The sequence below is a fragment of the Agromyces hippuratus genome (genome assembly GCF_013410355.1).
Taxonomy (GTDB): Bacteria; Actinomycetota; Actinomycetes; order Actinomycetales; family Microbacteriaceae; genus Agromyces; species Agromyces hippuratus.
Genome location: NZ_JACCFI010000001.1, coordinates 3,371,472 through 3,391,297 on the forward strand (window position 1 = coordinate 3,371,472; position 19,826 = coordinate 3,391,297).

The following is a 19,826-nucleotide window of genomic DNA, read 5'->3' on the forward strand; positions in this document are numbered from 1 at the left end:
ATGACTGACTACTCCGCAGACTCGATCCTCGTGCTCCTCGACGTCACTCCGTCGGGTGCACTCGCGAAGAGCGCCGCCGGCCTCCTCGGCGCCGCAGCCGGGGTCGGCACCCCCGTCGCCCTGATCGTCGCCGCCGCGGGCGACGGCGAACAGGCCGCAGCGGATGCCGACGCGCTCGGCGCGACCCACGTGCTCGTCGCCGAGCATGCCGCTGCCGTTTCGGGCCTCACCGTGCCGGGCGCCGACGCGCTCGCCGCGGCCGCCGAACTCGTGCGGCCCGACGCGATCCTCGTGTCGAACTCGATCGAGGGGCGCGAGATCGCCGCCCGCTTCGCGGCGCGCTCGCGCTCGGGACTCGCGGTCGACGCCGTCGGGGTCTCCCGCGATTCCGAGGGCATCGTCGCCCACCACTCCGTCTACGGCGGCGCCTACAACGTCGACTCCGCCGTCACCTGGGGTGCGCCCGTCATCACCGTGCGCGAGGGCTCGATCGACGCCCGCGCCGAGGCGCAGCCCGCCTCGATCGAGCGGCTCGAGGTCGCGGCATCCGGCCGGAGGGCGGCTGAGATCGGCGCGCTCGAAGAAGAGGTCGTCGCCTCGTCGCGCCCCGAGCTGCGCGGTGCGGCGAAGGTCGTCTCGGGCGGTCGCGGGCTCGGCTCGGAAGACCGGTTCGCGCTCGTCGAGCAGCTCGCCGACGTGCTCGGCGCCGCCGTCGGCGCGTCGCGTGCCGCGGTCGACGCCGGCTACATCCCGCAGTCGCACCAGGTCGGCCAGACCGGCGTCTCCGTGTCGCCGCAGCTCTACATCGCGCTCGGCATCTCGGGTGCGATCCAGCACCGCGCGGGCATGCAGACCGCGAAGACGATCGTCGCGATCAACAAGGACGGCGACGCCCCGATCTTCGAGATCGCCGACTTCGGCATCGTGGGCGACCTGTTCACCGTCGTGCCGCAGCTGATCGCCGCGCTCGAGGCGCGGAAGGCGTAGCGCGCGATGGCGACGTACGGGCGAACGACGCGGCAGGGCCTGCCCCGCGTCGCCGGCGGTGACCCCTGGCCCCCCGTGTTCGAGATCGCAGGGACGGCTGCCGCTCCGGCGGCGGTCGTCGCGGCGAGCGCTCCAGCGGCAGCGGATGTCACGGCAGCCGTCGCACCGGTGGTCGCCGTCGCCCCTGCCGCTGTCGTGTCGACCGCGCGCACGGTGCGACGCGGGTTGCCCCGCGTGCCCGGCGGCGAGCCGTGGCCGCCCGCCTCGGCAGCGCCCGTCGTGGACACCGCGGCGCCCGTCGTGGCATCGGTGACTCCTGCAACGGATGTCGCGGCCGCCGTCGGTCGCGCCGATTCCGTTCCCGCTGCTGCGGCCGTTCCCGCGGCGGCGGCGGGGTCGGCCGGTGGCGGCGAAGCGCTCCGCCGCGGGCTGCCCCGTACGCCCGACGGCGAGCCCTGGCCGCCCGCCGGTTCGGCACCTGCGAGGCCCGAGCGCGTCGCCGCGGCATCCGTGGTCGAGGTCGAAGCGGCCCCCGAACCCATCGCCGCACCTGTGGCGGCACCTGTCGCCGCTGCCGCGCCGGCGCCGCAGCGCGCTCCGATCCAGCCCCCGCGCCGCCCGGTCGCGGCCGCCGCGGCATCCGCTCGCCCTGCTGCCGAGCCGTGGCCGAAGCTGTACGGTCCGTACTCCCGAGCGGAGTGGGCGGCCGCGCTCGTCATCGGCGGCTTCGGGCTGCTGCTCGCCGCGACCGGCGTGGTCGTCGTGGTGAACTGGCTGCTCGGCCTGGCACCGATGCAGGACTTCATCGCGGCCTACCCGGGCGAGTACCACCTGCCCGAGTCCGCGCCCATCGGCATCCCGGCCTGGATCGGCTGGCAGCACTTCTTCAACGTGTTCCTGATCGTGCTCATCATGCGTTCGGGCCTGCAGGTGCGCACGCAGAAGCGGCCGACCGCGTTCTGGTCGCCGCGCTGGAACCCCCAGCGCAAGATCAGCCTCTCGCTGTGGTTCCACCAGTCGCTCGACATCCTCTGGCTCGTCAACGGCGCGGTGTTCGTCGTGCTCCTCTTCATGACGGGGCAGTGGATGCGGATCGTGCCGACGAGCTGGGAGGTCTTCCCGAACGCGCTGTCGGCGCTGCTGCAGTACCTCTCGCTCGACTGGCCGACCGAGAACGGCTGGGTGAACTACAACAGCCTGCAGCAGATCGCCTACTTCCTCACCGTCTTCATCGCGGCGCCGCTCGCGGCGATCACGGGTGTGCGCATGTCGGGGCTCTGGCCGAAGAACGCGAAGACGCTGAACCGCATCTACCCGGTGGAGTGGGCGCGCGCCGTGCACTTCCCGGTGATGCTCTATTTCGTGCTGTTCATCATCGTGCACGTGGGGCTCGTGTTCGCGACCGGTGCGCTGCGCAACCTCAACCACATGTACGCCAGCCAAGACGTCGTGAACTGGACCGGGTTCTGGATCTTCGTCGCCTCGCTCGTCGTGATCGCGGCGGTCTGGGTCGCCGCGCGCCCGCTCGTGCTCGCGCCGATCGCCCGTCTGTTCGGCAAGGTCAGCGGGCGCTGACGTGGGCGACGGTTCCGAACGGCGCGACCAGATCATCGTCATCGCGAGGCGGCTCATCGCCGCCCGAGGGTACTCGGCGACGACGGTGCGCGACATCGCCGACGAGGCCGGCATCCTGTCGGGGAGCCTCTACCACCACTTCGCCTCGAAGGAGGCGGTGCTGCAGGAGATCCTGCACGGCTTCCAGCACGACACGCTCTCGGCGTTCGAGCGCATCGCCGCGAGCGGGGGCAGTGCGCGCGAGCGCCTCGACCAGTTGATCGAGCACGCCTTCCTCACGATCGAGCAGCGGCCCGACGACGTGCGCATCTACCAGAACGAGACCGGGTTCCTCATGACCCAGCCGGGGTTCGAGTTCCTCGCCGACGGCGCCGCGCGCATCGAGGAGCTGTGGCTCGACCAGATCATGGAGGGGCAGGAGACCGGGGTGTTCCGCGACACCATCGATCCCCGGCTCGCGTTCCGGTTCATCCGCGACACCGTATGGTCGACGGTGTTCTGGTTCCGCCCCGGCGGAAGCCACACGGCGGCGAGCATGAGCGAGAACTACCTCGACCTGCTGCACCACGGCATGCTCACGGTCGAGGGCTGAGGCGAGGCCCCAGCGGGCTGCCCCGGTGCTCGCGGGCTCGCCTCAGCGGCCGAGCAGCCGCCGGCCGACGATCATGCGCATGATCTCGTTCGTGCCCTCGAGGATCTGGTGCACGCGCAGGTCGCGGACCACCCGCTCGATGCCGTACTCCGAGAGGTAGCCGTAGCCGCCGTGCAACTGCAGCGCGCTGTTGGCCGCCGTGAACGCGGCGTCGGTCGCGAACCGCTTCGCCATCGCGCACCGCGAGGTGGCGTCGGGGCTCTTGGCGTCGATGGACTCTGCCGCATCGTGCACGAGCAGGCGGGCGGCATGGAGGTCGGTGGCCATGTCGGCGAGGGTGAAGACGACCGACTGGTGGTCGCCGAGCGGGTGCCCGAAGGTCTCGCGCTCCCGCACGTAGCGGAGCGTCTGGTCGAGCGCCCACTGCGCACCGCCGATGGAGCACGCGGCGATGTTGACCCGGCCGCCGTCGAGTCCCGACATCGCGATGGCGAAGCCGTCGCCTTCGGCGCCGAGGCGGTTGCCGACGGGCACCCGCACGTCTTCGAGCACGACCTGGCGCGTCGGCTGCGCATTCCAGCCCATCTTCTTCTCGTCGGGGCCGAATGAGAGACCGGATGCCTCGGCGGGCACGACGATCGCGCTGATGCCGCGGGGCCCTTGCTCCCCGGTGCGCGCGAAGACGAGGTAGACCGCAGAGGAGCCGGCGCCCGAGATGAACTGCTTCACGCCGTTCAGCACGTACTCGTCGCCCTCGCGCCTGGCGGTCGTCGTGATCGCCGCGGCATCCGACCCCGCCGACGGCTCGGTGAGGCAGTAGCTGGCGCGGTCCACGAGCGTCGTGAGCGCGGGCAGCCACTGCTCGCGCTGCGCGTCGTCGCCGTAGCGGTCGATCATCCACGCGACCATGTTGTGGATCGAGAGGTAGGCCGCGATCGTGGTGTCGCCCCGGGCGAGCTCCTCGAAGATCAGCGCGGCCGTGAACCGGCCGAGCTCCGAGCCGCCGACGTCCTCGCGCACGTAGATGCCGCCGAGACCGAGTCGGCCGGCGTGTTCGAGCGCCTCGATCGGGAACTGCTTCGTCTGGTCGCGTTCGTTCGCGAACGGGGCGAGCTCGGCCGCCGTGAATTCGCGCACCGCATCGACGATCGCGATCTGGTCTTCGGTGAGTGCGTTCCCCATGGCTCCCTCGGCCCTTCGTCGCTGCCGCCGAGGCCGAGCCTAGTCGGGCGCGCCGCGAATCGGACAGCCAGTCGGCTGGGTGTTGCATCCCAGTCGCCCGGGGTCGTTGAGCGGTGCTCGACGTACGATGGCAGGGTCGCACCCGATCATCCGGCGGGAGGCAAGTGGTCCAGGTTCGAGTCCTCGGAATCGCGCTCGATTCCCTGCAGCGCAATCTCGTGCTGTTGAAGCCCCTGCACGAGGAGACGGGGACCGGGCTCGTGCTGCCGGTCTGGATCGGCCCGCAGGAGGCGACGTCGATCCTCATCGCCCTCGAGGGGCGGCGGCCGCCCCGGCCGCTGTCGCACGACCTCATCGCCACGTTGTTCGCCGCGGTCGGGGCCGAGCTCCAGCGTGTGGACCTGACCCGCATCGAGGAGGGCACCTTCTTCGCGGAGCTCTCGCTCACGACCCCGTCGGGGCCGCAGACCATCGATTCGCGTCCGTCCGACGCCATCGCGCTCGCGTTGCGGGCGGACGCCGCCATCTGGGTCGCCGAGGAGGTGCTCGAGGTCGCCGGCATCCCGGCGGAGATGGTCGACTTCGGCACCGAGGCCGGCGACGAGGCGAGGCTCGACGAGTTCAAGCGCTTCCTCGAGGACGTGGATCCGGAGGACTTCCAGGGCTGACCCCGCCCTCCGGCACGACGACCTCAGTCGCGACGGCCGCGGCCCTCGCCGATGGCCCAGATCGCGAGCTCGACCCGGTTGCGTGCACCGAGCTTCGTCATGAGGCTCGCGATGTGCGTCTTCACGGTGCTGAGCGAGATGTGCAGCTCGCCGGCGACCTCGGTGTTGCCGAGACCGCGTGCGACCGCAGCGAGCACCTCGCGCTCGCGGGCGGTGAGCGGCTCGACGGGTCGCGCAGACCCGGAGCCGGGCGGGCCGATGACGCCGGCCGACCCGGTCGACTTCGGACCGCTCGCAGGTTCCGCGCCCGCGAACGCCTCGAGCAGCCGCACCGTCACGTTCGGCGCGATGAGCGCGTCGCCGCGGGCGGCGGCGTGCACCGCCTCGGCGAGCATCGCCGGGCCGGCGTCCTTCAGGAGGAAACCTCGAGCGCCGGCGCGCAGGGCTGCGTAGACGTACTCGTCGAGGTCGAAGGTCGTGATCACGACGACCGGGATCGGCTCCGCGACATCCGGACCGGCGATCGCCCGGGTGGCCTCGAGGCCGTCGGTGCCCGGCATGCGGATGTCGAGGAGGCACACGTCGGGACGCAGCCGCCGCGCGAGGGCGATCGCCTCGGCGCCGTCGGCGGCCTCGGCGACCACCTCGATGTCGGGCTGCGTGTCGAGGAGCACGCGGAGCCCCGCCCGCACGAGCTCCTGGTCGTCGGCGATCAGCACGCGCACGGTCACGTCGCCCACCCGCTGCGGGGGAGTGCCGCGGTCACGGTCCAGCCGCCCTCGGGTGCGGCGCCTGCAGCGCACGTGCCGCCGAGCAGCGTCGCGCGCTCGACCATGCCGACGATGCCGAACCCGGGCGAAGCGGATGCCGCGGCGACCCCGTCGTCGTGAACGTCGAGCCGGATGCCGGCGTCGTCGACCTGCACGAGCACCTCGACCCGAGTCGCCCCGCGAGCATGACGCCGCGCGTTCGTCACCGACTCCTGCGCCATGCGGTAGACGGCGGCGCCGATCGTCGGCGGCACGGACTCGGCGTCGCCGGTGACCCGCACCTCGACGCGGGGAGATGCCGACGCGGAGTCGGTGGAGTCGGCCGAGTCGGCCGACGCGAGTCCGCGGAGATCGCCGAGTCCCGGCCCCGGCGCGAGCTCGGCGGCATCCGCTCGGCGCAGCACCCGCACGATCGATCGCATCTCGGCGAGCGTGCGCGAGGCCTCGCCCTCGATGGTGCGCAGCGCTGCGATCGCGGCACCGGGGTCGGTCGCCGCCAGCACCGTGCCGGCCTGCGCCTGGATCGCGATCGCCGAGACGTGGTGCGCCACCGTGTCGTGCAGGTCGCGAGCGAGCTGCTCGCGCTCGTCGAGCTTCACCCGGTCGAGTTGGCGGGCGCGCGATCCCGCCCGCCAACGGAACGCCGCACCGAGCGAGATGGTGGCGACGAGCACGGCCGTGCCGCCGACGAGATCGGTGAGCGTCGTCGGTCCGAACGCGAGGGAGAGCGTCGTCGAGCCGACGAGCAGTGCCGCGCCGACGATGCGCGCCCGACCGTCGCCCCACCGGAACACGGCGTAGACCAGCACGAGCATGTAGGCGGTCGCGGCGAGCTGCGGGTCGCCGCCCGTCGCCACCGAGACCACCGCGCCGGTGCCGAACGCGATGACGAGCATGAGGAGCGGCCGGGTGCGCCGCCAGAGCAGGGTCGGCACGAGCGCGATGAGCACGACGGCCCAGAGCCAGCGCCACGGCACGTCGGTGCGCAGCGCCGCCTCGAGCAGCACGAGCGGCGGGATCGCCGCGACGAGCACCCAGTCGCGCCAGACGCGGCCGGGCGGCGACGGCGACGCGGCCGGCGCATCCCACAGCACGCGGGCGGGGCTCGTCATGCCCCTCATCGTAGGGCTGCGGCGGCACGTGCGGATCGGCCGGAAGGACGGAACATGCCGCGGGCGTCGCGCCGCCGGATGACGACCTCGGCGACGGCGAGGTTGATCAGCCAGCCGGCGGCCATGAGCGCGGCGCGCTGGTTCACGTCGGGCACGCCGAAGAGCAGGAACCACGGGAGCATCGTGAACACCTGGGTGCCCGCAGCGAGACCGATCGCGTAGCCCCGGGTCATCCAGGCGCTGTGGGTGCGGAGGTCGCCGCGCCGGACCGCGACGAACGCGACGACGATGCTCGCCGCCATCGCCGAGCCGAACACGAGGCGGATGACGGCGAGCGCCTGCCCGTCGGAGGCGGGGAGGTCGGAGAAGACCGTCAGCCAGAGGCCCGACAGGGCGGCGAGGAGGCCCGCCGGTGCCGCGATGCGCCCAGAGATGCGGTGCCAGCGGTGCCGACGCAGCGACGGCGCGAACTGCAGGGCCCCGAGCAGCGCGAAGACGGTCGCGCCGACGATATGCACGATGACCGGCGCCGGGAAGACGACGAACCGTGCGTTGTCGGCCGTCACGACCGGGTCGCTCGCGAGTTCGGAGAGCCGCATGCTGCCGGCGACGACCGGCACCAGGCTGAGGAGGATGAGGCCGACGGGTGCGAGCCACTCCCGGCGGCTCGGTGCGGTCGTGCGCGACACGGTCTGGCGAGCGGATGCTTCGGTCATGCCCCGATGCTCGCGGGAACGGGCGCGTGCGACATCGGGCGATCGGCTCGACCTGCCTCGTCCCTTCGGCCGATGCGGCGCGCCCCGCGACATCCGCTCGGAGCACGGGAGAGAACGAGAGGATGGCTGACATGGATGCCTCGCTCCCATCTCTTCCCGCCCTCACCGAGATGCCCGCGCCGCAGTACGTGATGTCGGGCGACGGCATCCGCATCGCCACCTACTCATGGGGAGACGAGGACGCCCCGACGGTGCTCTGCGTGCACGGCTTCGCCTCGAGCTGCCGCGACAACTGGGTCAGCACGGGGTGGGTACGCGACCTCACGCGCGCCGGATACCGGGTGCTCGGCATCGACCAGCGCGGCCACGGTGCGAGCGACAAGCCGCACGAGGCATCCGCCTACGGCATGGACGCCTTCGTCGACGACATCACGACCGTGCTCGACACCTACCTGCTCGACGTCGTCTTCTACGCCGGCTACTCGCTCGGCGCACGCGTCGGCTGGCAGGTCGCCGTGCAGGTGCCCGACCACGTCGAGCGCGCAGTGCTCGGCGGCATCCCCGATGGGCGGCCGCTCGCGCGGCTGCAGATCGAGCAGGCGCGCGCCTTCGCCGAGCACGGCACCCCGGTCGAGGACCAGGTCACCCGCAACTACGTGACCCTCGCCGAGCGGGTCGCGGGCAACGACCTGCGTGCGCTCGTCGCGCTCGCCGAGGGCATGCGGCTCGGCGACGCCGACCCCGACGTCGCGCACCCGCCGCTGCAGCCGATCCTGTTCGCGACCGGCAGCGAAGACGCGATCCTCGCGCAGTCCAAGCTGCTCGCGCGCGCGACGCCGAACGGCACCTTCGTCGAGCTGCCGGCGCGACACCACTTCAACGCGCCCGGCTCGCGGGTGTTCCGCGAGGCAGCGGTGGAGTTCTTCGGCGCCTGATCGCGCGCGGTCAGTCGGTCGTCGTCGCGGATGCCGCGGCTCGCGCCGCCTCGGCGGCCCGCTCCAGCCACTTCGGCGTCTCGCCGTAGCGCTGGAACGAGACGAGGCGGCCGGCCGCGCTGTCGTCGATGAGCTGGGCGAGGCGCCGCTCGCGGGTCGCCTCCTGCTTGGCGCTGAGCACCCAGTGCGCGACCACGCGACGATAGGTCGGCGTCGCGGCCTGCCAGAACGCCGAGGCGGCCGGGTTCGCGGCGAGCCGAGCCGCGGCCTCGGCAGGCAGCCCAGGGTCGGGGTTCTCATGGGAGTAGATGCCGGATCGATCTTCGCTTCGGCGCTCGAAGGCGGCGATGCCGGCCGCGTGCATACGGCCTGCTGCCGTGAGGCGTTCGACGTGCGCGATGTTCACGCTCGACCAGGTGCTCGCGGCCTTGCGCGGGGTCCACCGCTGGCGCCGGGCATCGTCGTCGATGCGCTGGGAGACCGAGTCGATCCAGCCGAAGCACAGAGCCTCGGGCACCGCCGCTTCCCAGGTCAGCCCGCGATCGGGCACGTGCTTCTTGTACAGGCCCATCCAGAGTTCGGTGGCCGTGTCGTGGTTGGCCTCGAGCCACGCTCGGAACTCCTCGGGCGAGGCGAAGAAGCGCGCCGGGCGTTCGGGGGTGCCGCCGGGGGTGCCGATCTCCGTCGTCATGCCCCGAGTCTGCCAGCACCCGACGACGCGCACGGGATCATGTGGACGAGCTGATGCGCACGCAGGCACCGCGGACTAGTTTGGAGGCGTGTCCGCACCAGCGATCGACGCACGCACCACCCACGCCGCCGGCGTGGAGCGCCTGCTCGCGAGCTACCGGGCCGTGCCTCCCGGGTCGCCGGTGCGGCTCGCCAAGCGCACCTCCAACCTCTTCCGGTCGAGAGCGGCGACGGATGCCCCTGGCCTCGACACCTCGGGCCTGACGCACGTCATCTCGGTCGACGTCGAGGCGCGCACCGCCGACGTGGCGGGCATGTGCACCTACGAGGACCTCGTCGCGGCCACCCTGCCGTTCGGTCTCGCGCCACTCGTCGTGCCGCAGCTGAAGACCATCACCCTCGGCGGCGCGGTCACGGGCCTCGGCATCGAGTCGACGTCGTTCCGCAACGGCCTGCCGCACGAGTCGGTGCTCGAGATGGACGTCCTGACGGGGGCGGGGGAACTGCTCACGGCGTCGCCGAGCGAGCACGCCGAGCTGTTCCGCGCCTTCCCGAACTCGTACGGCACGCTCGGCTACGCGGTGCGCCTGCGCATCGAGCTCGAGCCGGTGCTGCCGTTCGTCGCGCTCACCCACCTGCGGTTCCACGCCGTCGCCGACCTCGTCGATGCGATGCACGGCATCGTCCAGACGGGCCGGCACGACGAGGTCGACGTCGACTACCTCGACGGCGTCGTGTTCAGCGCCGAGGAGTCGTACCTCTGCGTCGGGCGGCGGACCGCGGCATCCGGCCCCGTCAGCGACTACACCGGGCAGCGGGTGTTCTACCGCTCCATGCAGCACGACGGCGGAGCCGCGCACGACCGCCTCACGACGCACGACTACCTGTGGCGGTGGGACACCGACTGGTTCTGGTGCTCCGAGGCGTTCGGCGCGCAGCATCCGCTCATCCGCCGGCTCTGGCCGCGCCGACTGCGGCGCAGCAGGTCGTACGCGACGCTGATGCGACTCGAACGGCGCTACGACCTCGGCAATCGCCTCGAGGCGCTCAAGGGGTTGCCGCCACGCGAACGCGTCATCCAGGACGTCGAGGTACCGATCGAGCGGTGCGCGGAGTTCCTCGACTGGTTCCTGGAGCACGTACCGATCGAGCCGATCTGGCTGTGCCCGCTGCGGCTGCGGGGCGACGACGCCTGGCCGTTCTACCCGCTCGAACCGCACCGCAGCTACGTCAACGTGGGCTTCTGGTCGACGGTGCCGGTCGGGGCGAGCGAGGGCGAGACGAACCGCAGCATCGAACGCGAGGTCAGCGCGCTCGACGGCCACAAGTCGCTCTACTCCGACGCCTTCTACTCCCGCGAGGAGTTCGACGCCCTCTACGGCGGTGACGCCTACCGGGCCGCCAAGCATCGGTACGACCCCGGCTCCCGACTCCTCGACCTCTACGCGAAGGCGGTGCAACGACGATGACCACGACCAAGGGCACGGCGGCTGAGGCGGCTGAGACACCCGAACACCACGAGGCGACGGATGCCTCTGGCAAGCTCACCCTCGCCGAGATCCTCGAGATCTTCGCCGGCGGCCGGCTGCCGCTGCACTTCACCGCCTACGACGGCAGTTCGGCCGGGCCGCCCGACGCGTCACTCGGCATCGAGCTGAAGAGCCCGCGGGGCACCACCTACCTCGCCACCGGGCGCGGCGACCTCGGTCTCGCGCGCGCCTACATCGCCGGCGACATCGACATCCACGGCGTGCACCCCGGCGACCCCTACGAATTGCTGAAGGCGCTCGCCGACGAGCTCGTCTTCAAGCTGCCGCCGCCGCGCACGATGGCACACGTCATCCGCTCGATCGGGCTCGAGCACCTGCGCCCGATCGCGCCGCCCCCGCGGGAGGCGCCGCCCCGCTGGCGTCGCGTCGCCGAGGGGCTGCGGCACTCGAAGAGCCGCGATGCCGAGGCGATCCACCACCACTACGACGTCTCGAACACCTTCTACGAATGGGTGCTCGGACCCTCGATGACCTACACCTGCGCGTGCTATCCCGACGACGACGCCTCACTCGACGAGGCGCAGGAGAACAAGTACCGACTGGTCTTCGAGAAGCTGCGGTTGCACCCCGGCGACCGACTGCTCGACGTCGGGTGCGGCTGGGGCGGCATGGTGCGCTATGCGGCGCGCCGCGGCGTCCGTGCCCTCGGCGTGACGCTGTCGGCCGAGCAGACCGCGTGGGCGCAGCAGGCCATCCTCGACGAGGGGCTGAGCGACTTCGCCGAGGTGCGCTACGGCGACTACCGCGACATCACCGAGTCGGGCTTCGACGCGGTCTCGTCGATCGGCCTGCTCGAGCACATCGGCGTGAAGAACTACGCGTCGTACTTCACGTTCCTGCAGTCGCGACTGCGCACCGGCGGGCTGCTGCTGAACCACTGCATCACCCGGCCCGACAACCGATCGGAGCCCGCGGCGAAGGGGTTCATCGATCGCTACGTGTTCCCCGACGGCGAGCTCACCGGCTCGGGCCGCATCATCACCGAGGCGCAGGACGTGGGGCTCGAGGTGATGCATGAAGAGAACCTGCGCCTGCACTACGCGATGACGCTGCGCGACTGGTGCGCGAACCTCGTCGCGCACTGGGACGAGGCGGTCGCCGAGGTCGGGCTGCCGACCGCGAAGGTGTGGGGCCTCTACATGGCGGGGTCCCGGCTCGCCTTCGAGACGAACGGCATCCAACTGCACCAGGTGCTCGCCGTGCGGCCCGACGAGCGGGGCGGCACCGGCGACCTGCCGCTGCGGCCGTGGTGGACGCCCTGATCCGCTCGCGATCACTCGTGCCGACGCGTTCGCGCCCGACCGATGATCATCGGCCGGGCGCGAATCGATCAGCGCGAGCGGATCAGGGAGCGACCGCGATCGAGAAGATGTGCATCGAGCTGTTCGTCGGCAGTACGACGAAGTCGACCGTCTTGCCCGCTGTCAGCGGCACCGAATGCGCGAACATGCGGTACTGATAGGCGGCGTCGCCGTACCCGCTCGGTCGGTTCCGGCCGTTCGTCGAGATCGCGAGTTCGGCGCCGTGCGCATTCTCGTCGTGGAACGACCAGTTCGGGAATCCGATGGCGCCCGAGCTGGTCGTGCCGTCGGTGTAGAAGACGGTCGCGGTGCCGGTCGCGCCGAGACTGGAGCCGGAGCCGAGGAAGACGAGTCGCTGCCCCTGTCCGCTGATGCGGAGCGCCTGCCCGGCCGCCGTGACGTTGTCGGCGGTGCCCGGCTGCGACGACGGCATCGTGAGCGTGGCTCCGAGCGCCTCGAGCTGGGCGCCCGGTGCGGCGCCCACCGCTGCGAGCTGCTCCGCCGAGAACGTGTTGCCCTCGCCGTCGAAGTTGCCTGCGGTCGTCTGCGACAGGGCCGTGATGCCCACGTTGTTGAAGAGCGTGGGGAGCGAGTCGGTGGGCGGCGTCGTCGGCATCGCTCGCACCCCGGTCGCGCTTCCCGCACCGTCGCCGCCCTTGTAGGCGACCGTCGAGGTGAAGACGCGCAGTGCGAAGCCGGGGCGCTTCTCCGGGACGCGGATCTGGAAGGTCGCGGACTGGTCGCGGCCGGGCTTGATCGAGTCGACCTTCTGGCTCGACGGCACCACCTGCCATCCGACCGGGCCCGCGAAGGAGACGACGACCGAGCTCATCTTCTCGGACGAGTCGTTCGACACGGTGACCTCGACCTCGGCGATCGCCGGGCCTTCGAGGTCGACCTCGGGGATCGACACCACGATCTCGGGCGCGGGCTCCGCCGCCGCGGGCGTCTCGGGGTCATCGACCTCCGACGACGTCGCCGACTCGGCGGGTGCCTCGGTGGCGGGTGCCTCCGATTCGGGTGCCTCGGTCTCGGGTGCCTCGGTCTCGGGTGCTGCGGTCTCCGCCGCATCGGATGCGGCAGGTGGGGCGGTCGCGGCGGGCGTCTCCTCGGCGAATGCGCCGGCCACGGCCGACGTCGACCAGGTGGACGCGGCGAGCACGAACACGCCGGCGATCGCGGCACGGCGAAGGAACTTCATCGACATGGTGAATCCTCTCTCAGCTGATCGATCAGACGACGGCGGGCATGGCGGAGCGGGTGGAGTCGAGGCCGAGGCGCAGCTTCTTCCACTCGCCACGGGTGAAGTCGGGCACCTCGACGGGCTTGCCGCCCTTCTCGAGCGACTTCACACTGAGCGGCACCGGCGCGCACCAGGCGGCGGAGTCGTAGACGTCGATGTCGGGCACGAGACCGGCGCGCATCTGCTGCACGATCCGCCACTGCAGGATGTAGTCCATGCCGCCGTGGCCGCCGCCGGCGGCCGGACCCTCGAGGTCCTTCCAGAGCCAGTGGTCGAACTCGGTGCGCATCGCGCTCGCGCCGCGCCAGGTGTCGCCGCCGTGATACGGCTCGGCGTAGATGCGGGCACCCGTCGAATCGCCGCCGACGTAGTCCTCGAAGATGCCCCTGCTGCCCTCGAGCGTGTTGATGCGGCTGTAGGGGCGAGGCTGGCTGACGTTGTGCTCGGCGCGGATCGTGCGGCCGTTCGCCGTCGTGATCATGCAGGTGACGAGGTCGCCGTTGATGTACTCCTCCTTCCACGAGCGGTGGTCGCGGGGCACGAAGCGCTCGCGGTAGTCGGCGAGGCCGCGTGCCGCCGTCGCCGTCGCCGTCAACGTGTCGAGGCGGTCGCCCCGGTTGATGTCCATGGCGGCGGCGATCGGTGCGAGTCCGTGCATCGGGTAGAAGCTCGCGGTGCTGCGGGTGTGCCAGAGGCGGCGCCAGTCGTCGGTGTAGTAGCCGTCGGCGAACAGCAGCGAGCGGAGATCGTGCAGGTAGCCGCCGTGGCCGCTCGTGACGTCGCCGAAGACGCCCTCGTGCGCCATCTTCAGCATCGCGAGTTCGTTGCGTCCGTACGAGCAGTTCTCAGCGAGGAACAGGTGCTTGCGCGTGCGCTCGGAGGTGTCGACGAGATCCCAGAGCTCGTCGAGCTCCGTCGCGATCGGCAGCTCGATTCCCGCGTGCGCTCCTGCGAGCAGGGCGGCCTTGCCGTGTGCGTGATGGAACTCCCACGGTGTCGCGATGTAGACCAGGTCGAGCTCTTCGGTGTCGAGCATCTTCTGGAAGGACTCGTCGCTGCCGCCGTACTCGCGAGGCCGTGGCTTGCCCTTGCCGGCGACCCGGTCGGCCGCAGTGGTGGCACGGTCGGCCCGGATGTCGCAGACCGCCGTGACGGCGGTGCCGGGCACGTCGACCCATCCGTTCAGCATGCCCATGCCCCGGTTGCCGAGGCCGATGAGGCCGATCTTGACGACGTCGACGGCTTCGAACGGCTCGTTCGCCATCGACGTGGCGCCGCCCTTCCGGGCGGGGATGATCGCCGCATTGGCGATCGAGGGAACGACGGCGGTGACGGCGACGCCGGCGAGGATTCCGCCGAGGAGGTTTCGCCGGCTGAAGCCGAATGCCCCCGAGTCCCGATCAGCGGTGATCGGATGCTCGGTCGGGCGGGGGGTGGTGAGGAAACGCGTCATGACACTCTCCAGATGAGGTAGGGAATGCTCGGTGATGCTCGGTATCCCACACCCTGCTGGCCTGATCGGTTCGTGTCAAGAGTTGACGGAATATTGAGGGTTTCAATCACAAATGATCAGTTCTTCTGCGCGCACGCAGGAGAAGGCCGTGGCGTTCGGCCGCGTGCAGGCGACGTGACGGTGCGCAGAAATCATCGCTGATCTGGGGGAGTGCGACCGGTGTCCGCTTCGATCGCCGAGGGCTCGCGATGAGCGGATCCTGCTCGTTCGCGCGCAGACGGCCGGCGGTGCCGGTCTCGTCAGGAGCGCGCGGAGTCGGCGCTCGCCGCGGCGATGCAGGCCTCGAGCGCGACCCACGCGAGCATCGCGCACTTCACCCGCATGACGTACTTCGAGACGCCGTGGAAGGCGATCGCGTCGCCGAGCAGTTCCTCGTCGGCCTCGCCGGCGCCCTGCGAGCGCATCATCGCGCGGAAGCCGTCGATGAGCTCGCGGACCCGGTCGAGGTCGGCGCCGGCCGCGAGTTCGGTGAGCGCCGAGGCGGAGGCCATCGAGATGCTGCAGCCGTCGCCGGTCCAGCCGATCTCCTCGAGCACGGTGCCGGATGCATCGAGGCGGACGCCCATCGTGATCTCGTCGCCGCAGGTGGGGTTCAGTTCGTGATGGGTCGCGTGCGGCTCGGCGAGCTCGCCGTCACCGAGCCGGCGGCGCGAGTGGTCGAGGATGAGCTCCTGGTACAGGCCCGACAGGTCGCTCATGCGCCGACCCCGAAGAATCCGCGCACCTCGGAGAGCGCGGCGGCGAAGCGGCGCACCTCGTCGGCCGTCGTGTAGACGTAGGCGCTCGCGCGCGTGGTGGCGCGCAGCCCGAGCCGCCGGTGCAGGGGCTGGGCGCAGTGGTGGCCGACGCGCACGGCGATGCCCTGCGAGTCGAGGAACTGGCCGACGTCGTGGGCGTGCACGCCGGGCACGTCGACGCTCGCGAGGGCGGCACGCGGGCTGCCCGGCGGCGGGCCGACGAGGCGTACTCCGGCCACCCGCGAGGTCTCTTCGACGAGGAGCTCGGCGAGCGCGGTCTCGTGCGCGTGCACCCGCTGCATGCCGAGCCCGTCGAGGTAGCGCACCGCCTCGGCGAGGGCGACGGCCTGGGAGACCGGCTGCGTGCCGGCCTCGAAGCGCTGGGGTGCGGGCAGGAACGCCGCCGACTCCATCGTCACCGTGGTGATCGTGGATCCGCCGGTGCGGGCGGGCGGCAGGGCGTCCAGCAGGTGCTCCCGGCCGTAGAGCACGCCGATGCCGGTCGGGCCGAGCATCTTGTGCGCCGAGAAGGCGGCGAAGTCGACGCCGAGTTCTGCGAAGTCGACGGGGCGGTGCGGCACCGACTGGCAGGCGTCGAGCATGACGAGGGCGCCGTGGCGGTGGGCGAGCTCGACGACCTCGGCAGCGGGCGCGAGGAACCCGGTGACGTTCGAGACGTGCCCGAAGGCGACGAGGCGGGTGCGGGGCCCGATGACGGATGCCGCGTCGTCGATCGACCACGTGCCGTCCTCGTTCACGGGGATCCAGCGCAGCGCGGCACCGGTCTTCGCCGCGAGATGCTGCCAGGGGATGAGATCGGCGTGGTGCTCGGCCTCGGTGACGACGATCTCGTCGCCCGGCCCGAGCTTGAAGATCTCGGCTTCGGCGCCGCCGAGGCCGGCTGCGGCATCCGCCATGCCGAGCGCGACCATGTTGATCGCGTCGGTCGCGTTCGAGGCCCACACGATCTCGCGGGGGCCGGCGCCGACGAAGCGGGCGACCGTCGCGCGCGCGTCTTCGAACGCGGTCGTCGACGTGCCGACGAGGGTCGACGCGCCCCGGTGCACGGCGGCGTTCGCGTGCTCGAGGTAGGCGCGCTCGGCGTCGAGCACGGCGAGCGGCCGCTGCGCGGTCGCGCCGGAGTCGAGGTAGGCGAGCGGATGCCCGTTCAGCTCCTGGTCGAGGTACGGGAAGTCGCGACGGAGCTCCGTCGGGAGCAGACCGTCGATGGTCGTCGTTCGATCGAGGGTCACGGTTCCTCCCAGCGGCCGGCGCGGGCGTGTGTCGGCACCCTTCCAGTCTGACGCAGTTTCGATCGGTGATCGCCGTGAGCGGGTCATCCGTCATCTCGGGTGGTCGAAATGTGCTCGACGGCCGCGCTGGGTTACCGTTTGGTATGCCCCGGAGCGTGAGTGAGCGCGGTGACCGCGATGACGAGGTCGACCTGCTGATCGACGCCTGGTCGCATCGCCTGCCCGGCGTCGACCTGACGCCGCTCGACGTCATGTCGCGGCTGCGGCGGGTGGCGAACCGCCTCGGGCGGCTTCGGGCGAGCGCGTTCAGCGGCGCGGGGCTCGCGGTCTGGGAGTTCGACGTGCTGGCTGCGCTCCGCCGGGAGGACCCGCCGCACGAGTTCAGCCCGGCGCAGCTGATCGAGGCGACCATGATCGGCAGCGCCGCCATGACGAACCGGCTCGACAACCTGACCCGCCGCGGCCTCGTCGAACGCCGGCCGAACCCGCGCGACGGCCGCAGCGTGCTCGTGCGGCTCACCGACGAGGGCGCGACCCGCGTGGACGCGGCGATGCGCACCCTCGCCGAGCGCGAGGCCGAGGAGCTCCGCGGCCTCAGCCGTGAGGAGCAGGCGACCCTCGCCGCCCTGCTGCGGCGGCTCGGGCAGGACGCGGAGTAGGCGCTCGAACGGATGCCGCGGCATCCGGCCGCCCGTCGCCGTGAGAGGTTGAGTGCATGCATTCCATGACGCTCGAAGCCGGCGGTACCACCTTCACGCTGCGGCGTGCGCAGCGCGGTGACCTCGCGGCACTGGTGGCGCTGATCGCCGCGGATTCGCTTCGGGCCGCCGAGGAGACCGCTTCGGCCGACGGGCTCGAACCGTACGAGCGCGCCTTCGCGGCGATCGACGCCGACGCCGCGCAGACGTTGACGGTGCTCGAGACCGCCGATGGCCGGGTGGTCGGCACCATGCAGCTCACGTTGATCCCGGGGCTCGCGCGACGCGGGGCGATGCGCGTGCAGATCGAGGCCGTGCGCGTGTCGGAGGAGCTGCGGGGACTCGGACTCGGCTCGGCGATGATCGAGTGGGCGATCGGCCGGGCGCGCGAAGACGGCGCCGCGCTGGTGCAGCTGACGTCGGACGCGCGCCGCGCCGACGCCCACCGCTTCTACGAGCGGCTCGGCTTCGCGGCGTCCCACGTGGGGTTCAAGCTCTTCCTCTGACCCGGCGGGTCGACCGGCGGTTGATGGCACGACGTGCCTATTGTGCATGACGTGCACATCGGCGAGGATGGCTCCACTGTCCGCCGATGCAATGGAGCCGCGCCGAAGATGACCGAGAACATGACGATCGACCTGCTCGTGGTCGGATCCGGAACCGGGCTCGCCGCCGCCCTCTCCGCGCACGAGCAGGGCGCCGGGGTGCTCGTGATCGAGAAGACCGACTTCGTCGGCGGCTCGACGGCACGCTCGGGCGGAGCGTTCTGGATTCCCGCGAACCCGGTGCTCGACGAGTTCGGCGCGAACGATTCACCTGAGAAGGCCCGCGAGTACCTGACCGCGGTCGTCGACGCCACGAGCCCCGAACCCCGGTGGGAGAGCTTCCTCGAGCACGGCCCCGACACCGTGCGCATGCTCGAGCGCACGACCCGCATGCGGTTTACCTGGGCCAAGGGCTACTCCGACTACCACCCCGAGCTGCCCGGGGGCTCGCCCGCCGGTCGCAGCTGCGAGTGCCGCCCGTTCGACGTCGCCCGGCTCGGCAGGGAACGCGCGCGACTGCGGCCGGCGGTCATGGAGGCGCCGTTGCCGATGCCCGTGACGGGCGCCGACTACAAGTGGCTGAACCTCATGTCGAAGTCGCCGGTGCGCGGCTTCGGCGTCGCGATCAAGCGCGCGATCCAGGGCATCGGCGGCAAGCTCATCGGGCGCGAGTACGCGGCCGGAGGCCGTGCGCTCGCCGCGGGCCTCTTCGACGGCGTCGTGCGAGCCGGCATCCCGGTGTGGACGGGAGCGGGCCTCGAGCGACTCCTGACCGATGCCGACGGCGCCGTGGTCGGCGCGGTCGTCACCCGCGACGGCCGGGAGATCACGATCACCGCGCGGCGGGGCGTGGTGCTCGCCGCCGGCGGGTTCGACCACGACCTCGCGCTGCGGCGCAGCGTGCAGTCGGCCTCGCTCGAGGACTGGAGCCTCGGCGCCGACGGCAACACCGGCGACGCCATCCGCGCCGCGCAGGAGCTCGGCGCCGGCGTCGCCCTGATGGACCAGGCATGGTGGTTCCCCGCGATCTCGCCGCTGCCCGGCGAGCGGCCCATCGTGATGCTCGCCGAGCGTTCGCTGCCCGGCTCCTTCATCGTCGACGACTCGGGCTCCCGGTTCCTCAACGAGGCCGAGGACTACATGTCGTTCGGCCACGACGTGCTCGAGCGGGAGCGCGAGGGCCGGCCGGTCGGCGCCATGTGGCTCGTCTTCGACCAGGAATACCGCAACAGCTACCTGCTCGGCGGGCAGGTGTTCCCCCGCATGGCGCTGCCGAAGGCCTGGTACGAGCACGGCATCGCCGTGCGCGGCTCGTCATGGGCAGAGTTGGCCGAGCAGATGGGCGTGCCGGCCGCCGCGCTGGGGGAGACCGCCCGCCGGTTCAACGAGCTCGCCGCGGCGGGAGCCGACGACGACTACGGGCGCGGCGACAGCGCCTACGACCGCTACTACGGGGACCCGACGATCGCACCGAACGCGAACCTCCGCCCGTTGAACCCCGCCGGGCTGTACGCCCTCCGCGTCGTGCTCTCCGACCTCGGCACCTGCGGCGGCATCACCGCCGACGCCGAGGGCCGCGCGCTCGCCGAAGACGGCACGCCGATCCGCGGGCTCTACGTGATCGGCAACTCCGCGGCCAACGTGTTCGGCGAGAGCTACCCCGGCGCCGGTGCGACGATCGGCCAGGGGCTCGTCTACGGGCACATCGTCGCGAGCCACGCGATGGCTGCCCGCGAGGTCGACGCGGAGCGCTGAACTC

Annotated in this window: 19 protein-coding genes; 10 read left to right on the top strand and 9 right to left on the bottom strand. The window is 71.7% G+C overall.

The features are described 5' to 3' along the window. From BJY17_RS15755 to BJY17_RS18635, 3 genes are read left to right on the top strand one after another with little or no spacing between them, the layout of a single operon-like run. Window positions 1–987: an electron transfer flavoprotein subunit alpha/FixB family protein gene (locus tag BJY17_RS15755; RefSeq protein ID WP_179552199.1), complete on the top strand. Its 987-nt coding sequence runs from the start codon at window positions 1–3 to the stop codon at window positions 985–987. Between the two features lie 6 nt (window positions 988–993). Beyond that, complete coding sequence (locus tag BJY17_RS15760) at window positions 994–2,562, top strand: cytochrome b/b6 domain-containing protein (protein ID WP_179552200.1); 1,569 nt, start codon at window positions 994–996, stop codon at window positions 2,560–2,562. Window position 2,563: 1 nt separating this feature from the next. After that, complete coding sequence (locus BJY17_RS18635) at window positions 2,564–3,154, top strand: TetR/AcrR family transcriptional regulator (protein WP_179552201.1); 591 nt, start codon at window positions 2,564–2,566, stop codon at window positions 3,152–3,154. A 42-nt stretch (window positions 3,155–3,196) separates the two neighbouring features. On the opposite strand, the gene BJY17_RS15770 is transcribed toward BJY17_RS18635, so the two are convergent. Continuing rightward, the gene (locus BJY17_RS15770) at window positions 3,197–4,336 is read right to left on the bottom strand and encodes an acyl-CoA dehydrogenase family protein (RefSeq protein ID WP_179552202.1); all 1,140 of its coding nucleotides are present in this window, start codon (window positions 4,334–4,336) and stop codon (window positions 3,197–3,199) included. 164 nt (window positions 4,337–4,500) lie between these two features. Between BJY17_RS15770 and BJY17_RS15775 the strand changes: the two genes are divergently transcribed. Further along, window positions 4,501–5,004 carry a bifunctional nuclease family protein gene (locus tag BJY17_RS15775; protein ID WP_179552203.1) on the top strand — a complete coding sequence of 168 codons (504 nt, stop codon included), beginning with the start codon at window positions 4,501–4,503 and terminating at the stop codon, window positions 5,002–5,004. A gap of 23 nt (window positions 5,005–5,027) precedes the next feature. Here BJY17_RS15775 and BJY17_RS15780 read toward each other — a convergent pair whose 3' ends face one another. Genes BJY17_RS15780 through BJY17_RS15790 form a run of 3 tightly spaced genes read right to left on the bottom strand, consistent with a single transcriptional unit; the run spans window position 5,028 to window position 7,602 of the window. Continuing rightward, window positions 5,028–5,735, bottom strand: coding sequence for a response regulator (locus BJY17_RS15780; protein ID WP_179552916.1), 708 nt, complete (start codon window positions 5,733–5,735; stop codon window positions 5,028–5,030). After that, window positions 5,732–6,886 (bottom strand): sensor histidine kinase, encoded by a 1,155-nt coding sequence (locus tag BJY17_RS15785; RefSeq protein WP_179552204.1) that lies wholly within the window; start codon window positions 6,884–6,886, stop codon window positions 5,732–5,734. The genes BJY17_RS15780 and BJY17_RS15785 overlap by 4 nt, the downstream gene beginning before the upstream one ends. Window positions 6,887–6,891: 5 nt before the next feature. Continuing rightward, window positions 6,892–7,602: a DUF2306 domain-containing protein gene (locus BJY17_RS15790; RefSeq protein WP_179552205.1), complete on the bottom strand. Its 711-nt coding sequence runs from the start codon at window positions 7,600–7,602 to the stop codon at window positions 6,892–6,894. A 131-nt stretch (window positions 7,603–7,733) separates the two neighbouring features. Between BJY17_RS15790 and BJY17_RS15795 the strand changes: the two genes are divergently transcribed. Then, window positions 7,734–8,537 (top strand): alpha/beta fold hydrolase, encoded by an 804-nt coding sequence (locus tag BJY17_RS15795; RefSeq protein WP_179552206.1) that lies wholly within the window; start codon window positions 7,734–7,736, stop codon window positions 8,535–8,537. A 10-nt stretch (window positions 8,538–8,547) separates the two neighbouring features. On the opposite strand, the gene BJY17_RS15800 is transcribed toward BJY17_RS15795, so the two are convergent. Further along, window positions 8,548–9,228, bottom strand: coding sequence for a YdeI/OmpD-associated family protein (locus tag BJY17_RS15800; protein ID WP_179552207.1), 681 nt, complete (start codon window positions 9,226–9,228; stop codon window positions 8,548–8,550). Window positions 9,229–9,316: 88 nt separating this feature from the next. Between BJY17_RS15800 and BJY17_RS15805 the strand changes: the two genes are divergently transcribed. Further along, window positions 9,317–10,696 carry an FAD-binding oxidoreductase gene (locus BJY17_RS15805; protein ID WP_179552208.1) on the top strand — a complete coding sequence of 460 codons (1,380 nt, stop codon included), beginning with the start codon at window positions 9,317–9,319 and terminating at the stop codon, window positions 10,694–10,696. Then, on the top strand, window positions 10,693–12,039 hold the full coding sequence (locus BJY17_RS15810; protein ID WP_179552209.1) for a class I SAM-dependent methyltransferase: 1,347 nt from the start codon (window positions 10,693–10,695) through the stop codon (window positions 12,037–12,039). The genes BJY17_RS15805 and BJY17_RS15810 overlap by 4 nt, the downstream gene beginning before the upstream one ends. An 82-nt stretch (window positions 12,040–12,121) precedes the next feature. On the opposite strand, the gene BJY17_RS15815 is transcribed toward BJY17_RS15810, so the two are convergent. From BJY17_RS15815 to BJY17_RS15830, 4 genes are all read right to left on the bottom strand, one after another. Next, the gene (locus tag BJY17_RS15815) at window positions 12,122–13,285 is read right to left on the bottom strand and encodes an NEW3 domain-containing protein (protein WP_218889931.1); all 1,164 of its coding nucleotides are present in this window, start codon (window positions 13,283–13,285) and stop codon (window positions 12,122–12,124) included. A 25-nt stretch (window positions 13,286–13,310) separates the two neighbouring features. Beyond that, entirely contained in the window at window positions 13,311–14,774 is a 1,464-nt protein-coding gene (locus tag BJY17_RS15820) for a Gfo/Idh/MocA family protein (protein WP_179552210.1), read from the bottom strand. Between the two features lie 299 nt (window positions 14,775–15,073). Next, window positions 15,074–15,532 (bottom strand): Fe-S cluster assembly sulfur transfer protein SufU, encoded by a 459-nt coding sequence (gene sufU, locus BJY17_RS15825; RefSeq protein WP_179552211.1) that lies wholly within the window; start codon window positions 15,530–15,532, stop codon window positions 15,074–15,076. Then, window positions 15,529–16,824 (bottom strand): SufS family cysteine desulfurase, encoded by a 1,296-nt coding sequence (locus tag BJY17_RS15830; RefSeq protein WP_322789875.1) that lies wholly within the window; start codon window positions 16,822–16,824, stop codon window positions 15,529–15,531. The genes sufU and BJY17_RS15830 overlap by 4 nt, the downstream gene beginning before the upstream one ends. Before the next feature lie 155 nt (window positions 16,825–16,979). Between BJY17_RS15830 and BJY17_RS15835 the strand changes: the two genes are divergently transcribed. The 3 genes from BJY17_RS15835 to BJY17_RS15845 all read left to right on the top strand — a co-directional run bounded on the left by BJY17_RS15835 (window position 16,980) and on the right by BJY17_RS15845 (window position 19,822). After that, complete coding sequence (locus BJY17_RS15835; RefSeq protein ID WP_322789876.1) at window positions 16,980–17,483, top strand: MarR family winged helix-turn-helix transcriptional regulator; 504 nt, start codon at window positions 16,980–16,982, stop codon at window positions 17,481–17,483. Window positions 17,484–17,539: 56 nt separating this feature from the next. Beyond that, a complete protein-coding gene (locus tag BJY17_RS15840; RefSeq protein ID WP_246303745.1) occupies window positions 17,540–18,028 on the top strand; it encodes a GNAT family N-acetyltransferase in 489 nt (162 codons plus the stop codon). A 108-nt stretch (window positions 18,029–18,136) separates the two neighbouring features. Beyond that, the gene (locus BJY17_RS15845) at window positions 18,137–19,822 is read left to right on the top strand and encodes a 3-ketosteroid-delta-1-dehydrogenase (RefSeq protein ID WP_179552214.1); all 1,686 of its coding nucleotides are present in this window, start codon (window positions 18,137–18,139) and stop codon (window positions 19,820–19,822) included. Window positions 19,823–19,826: the final 4 nt, after the last annotated feature.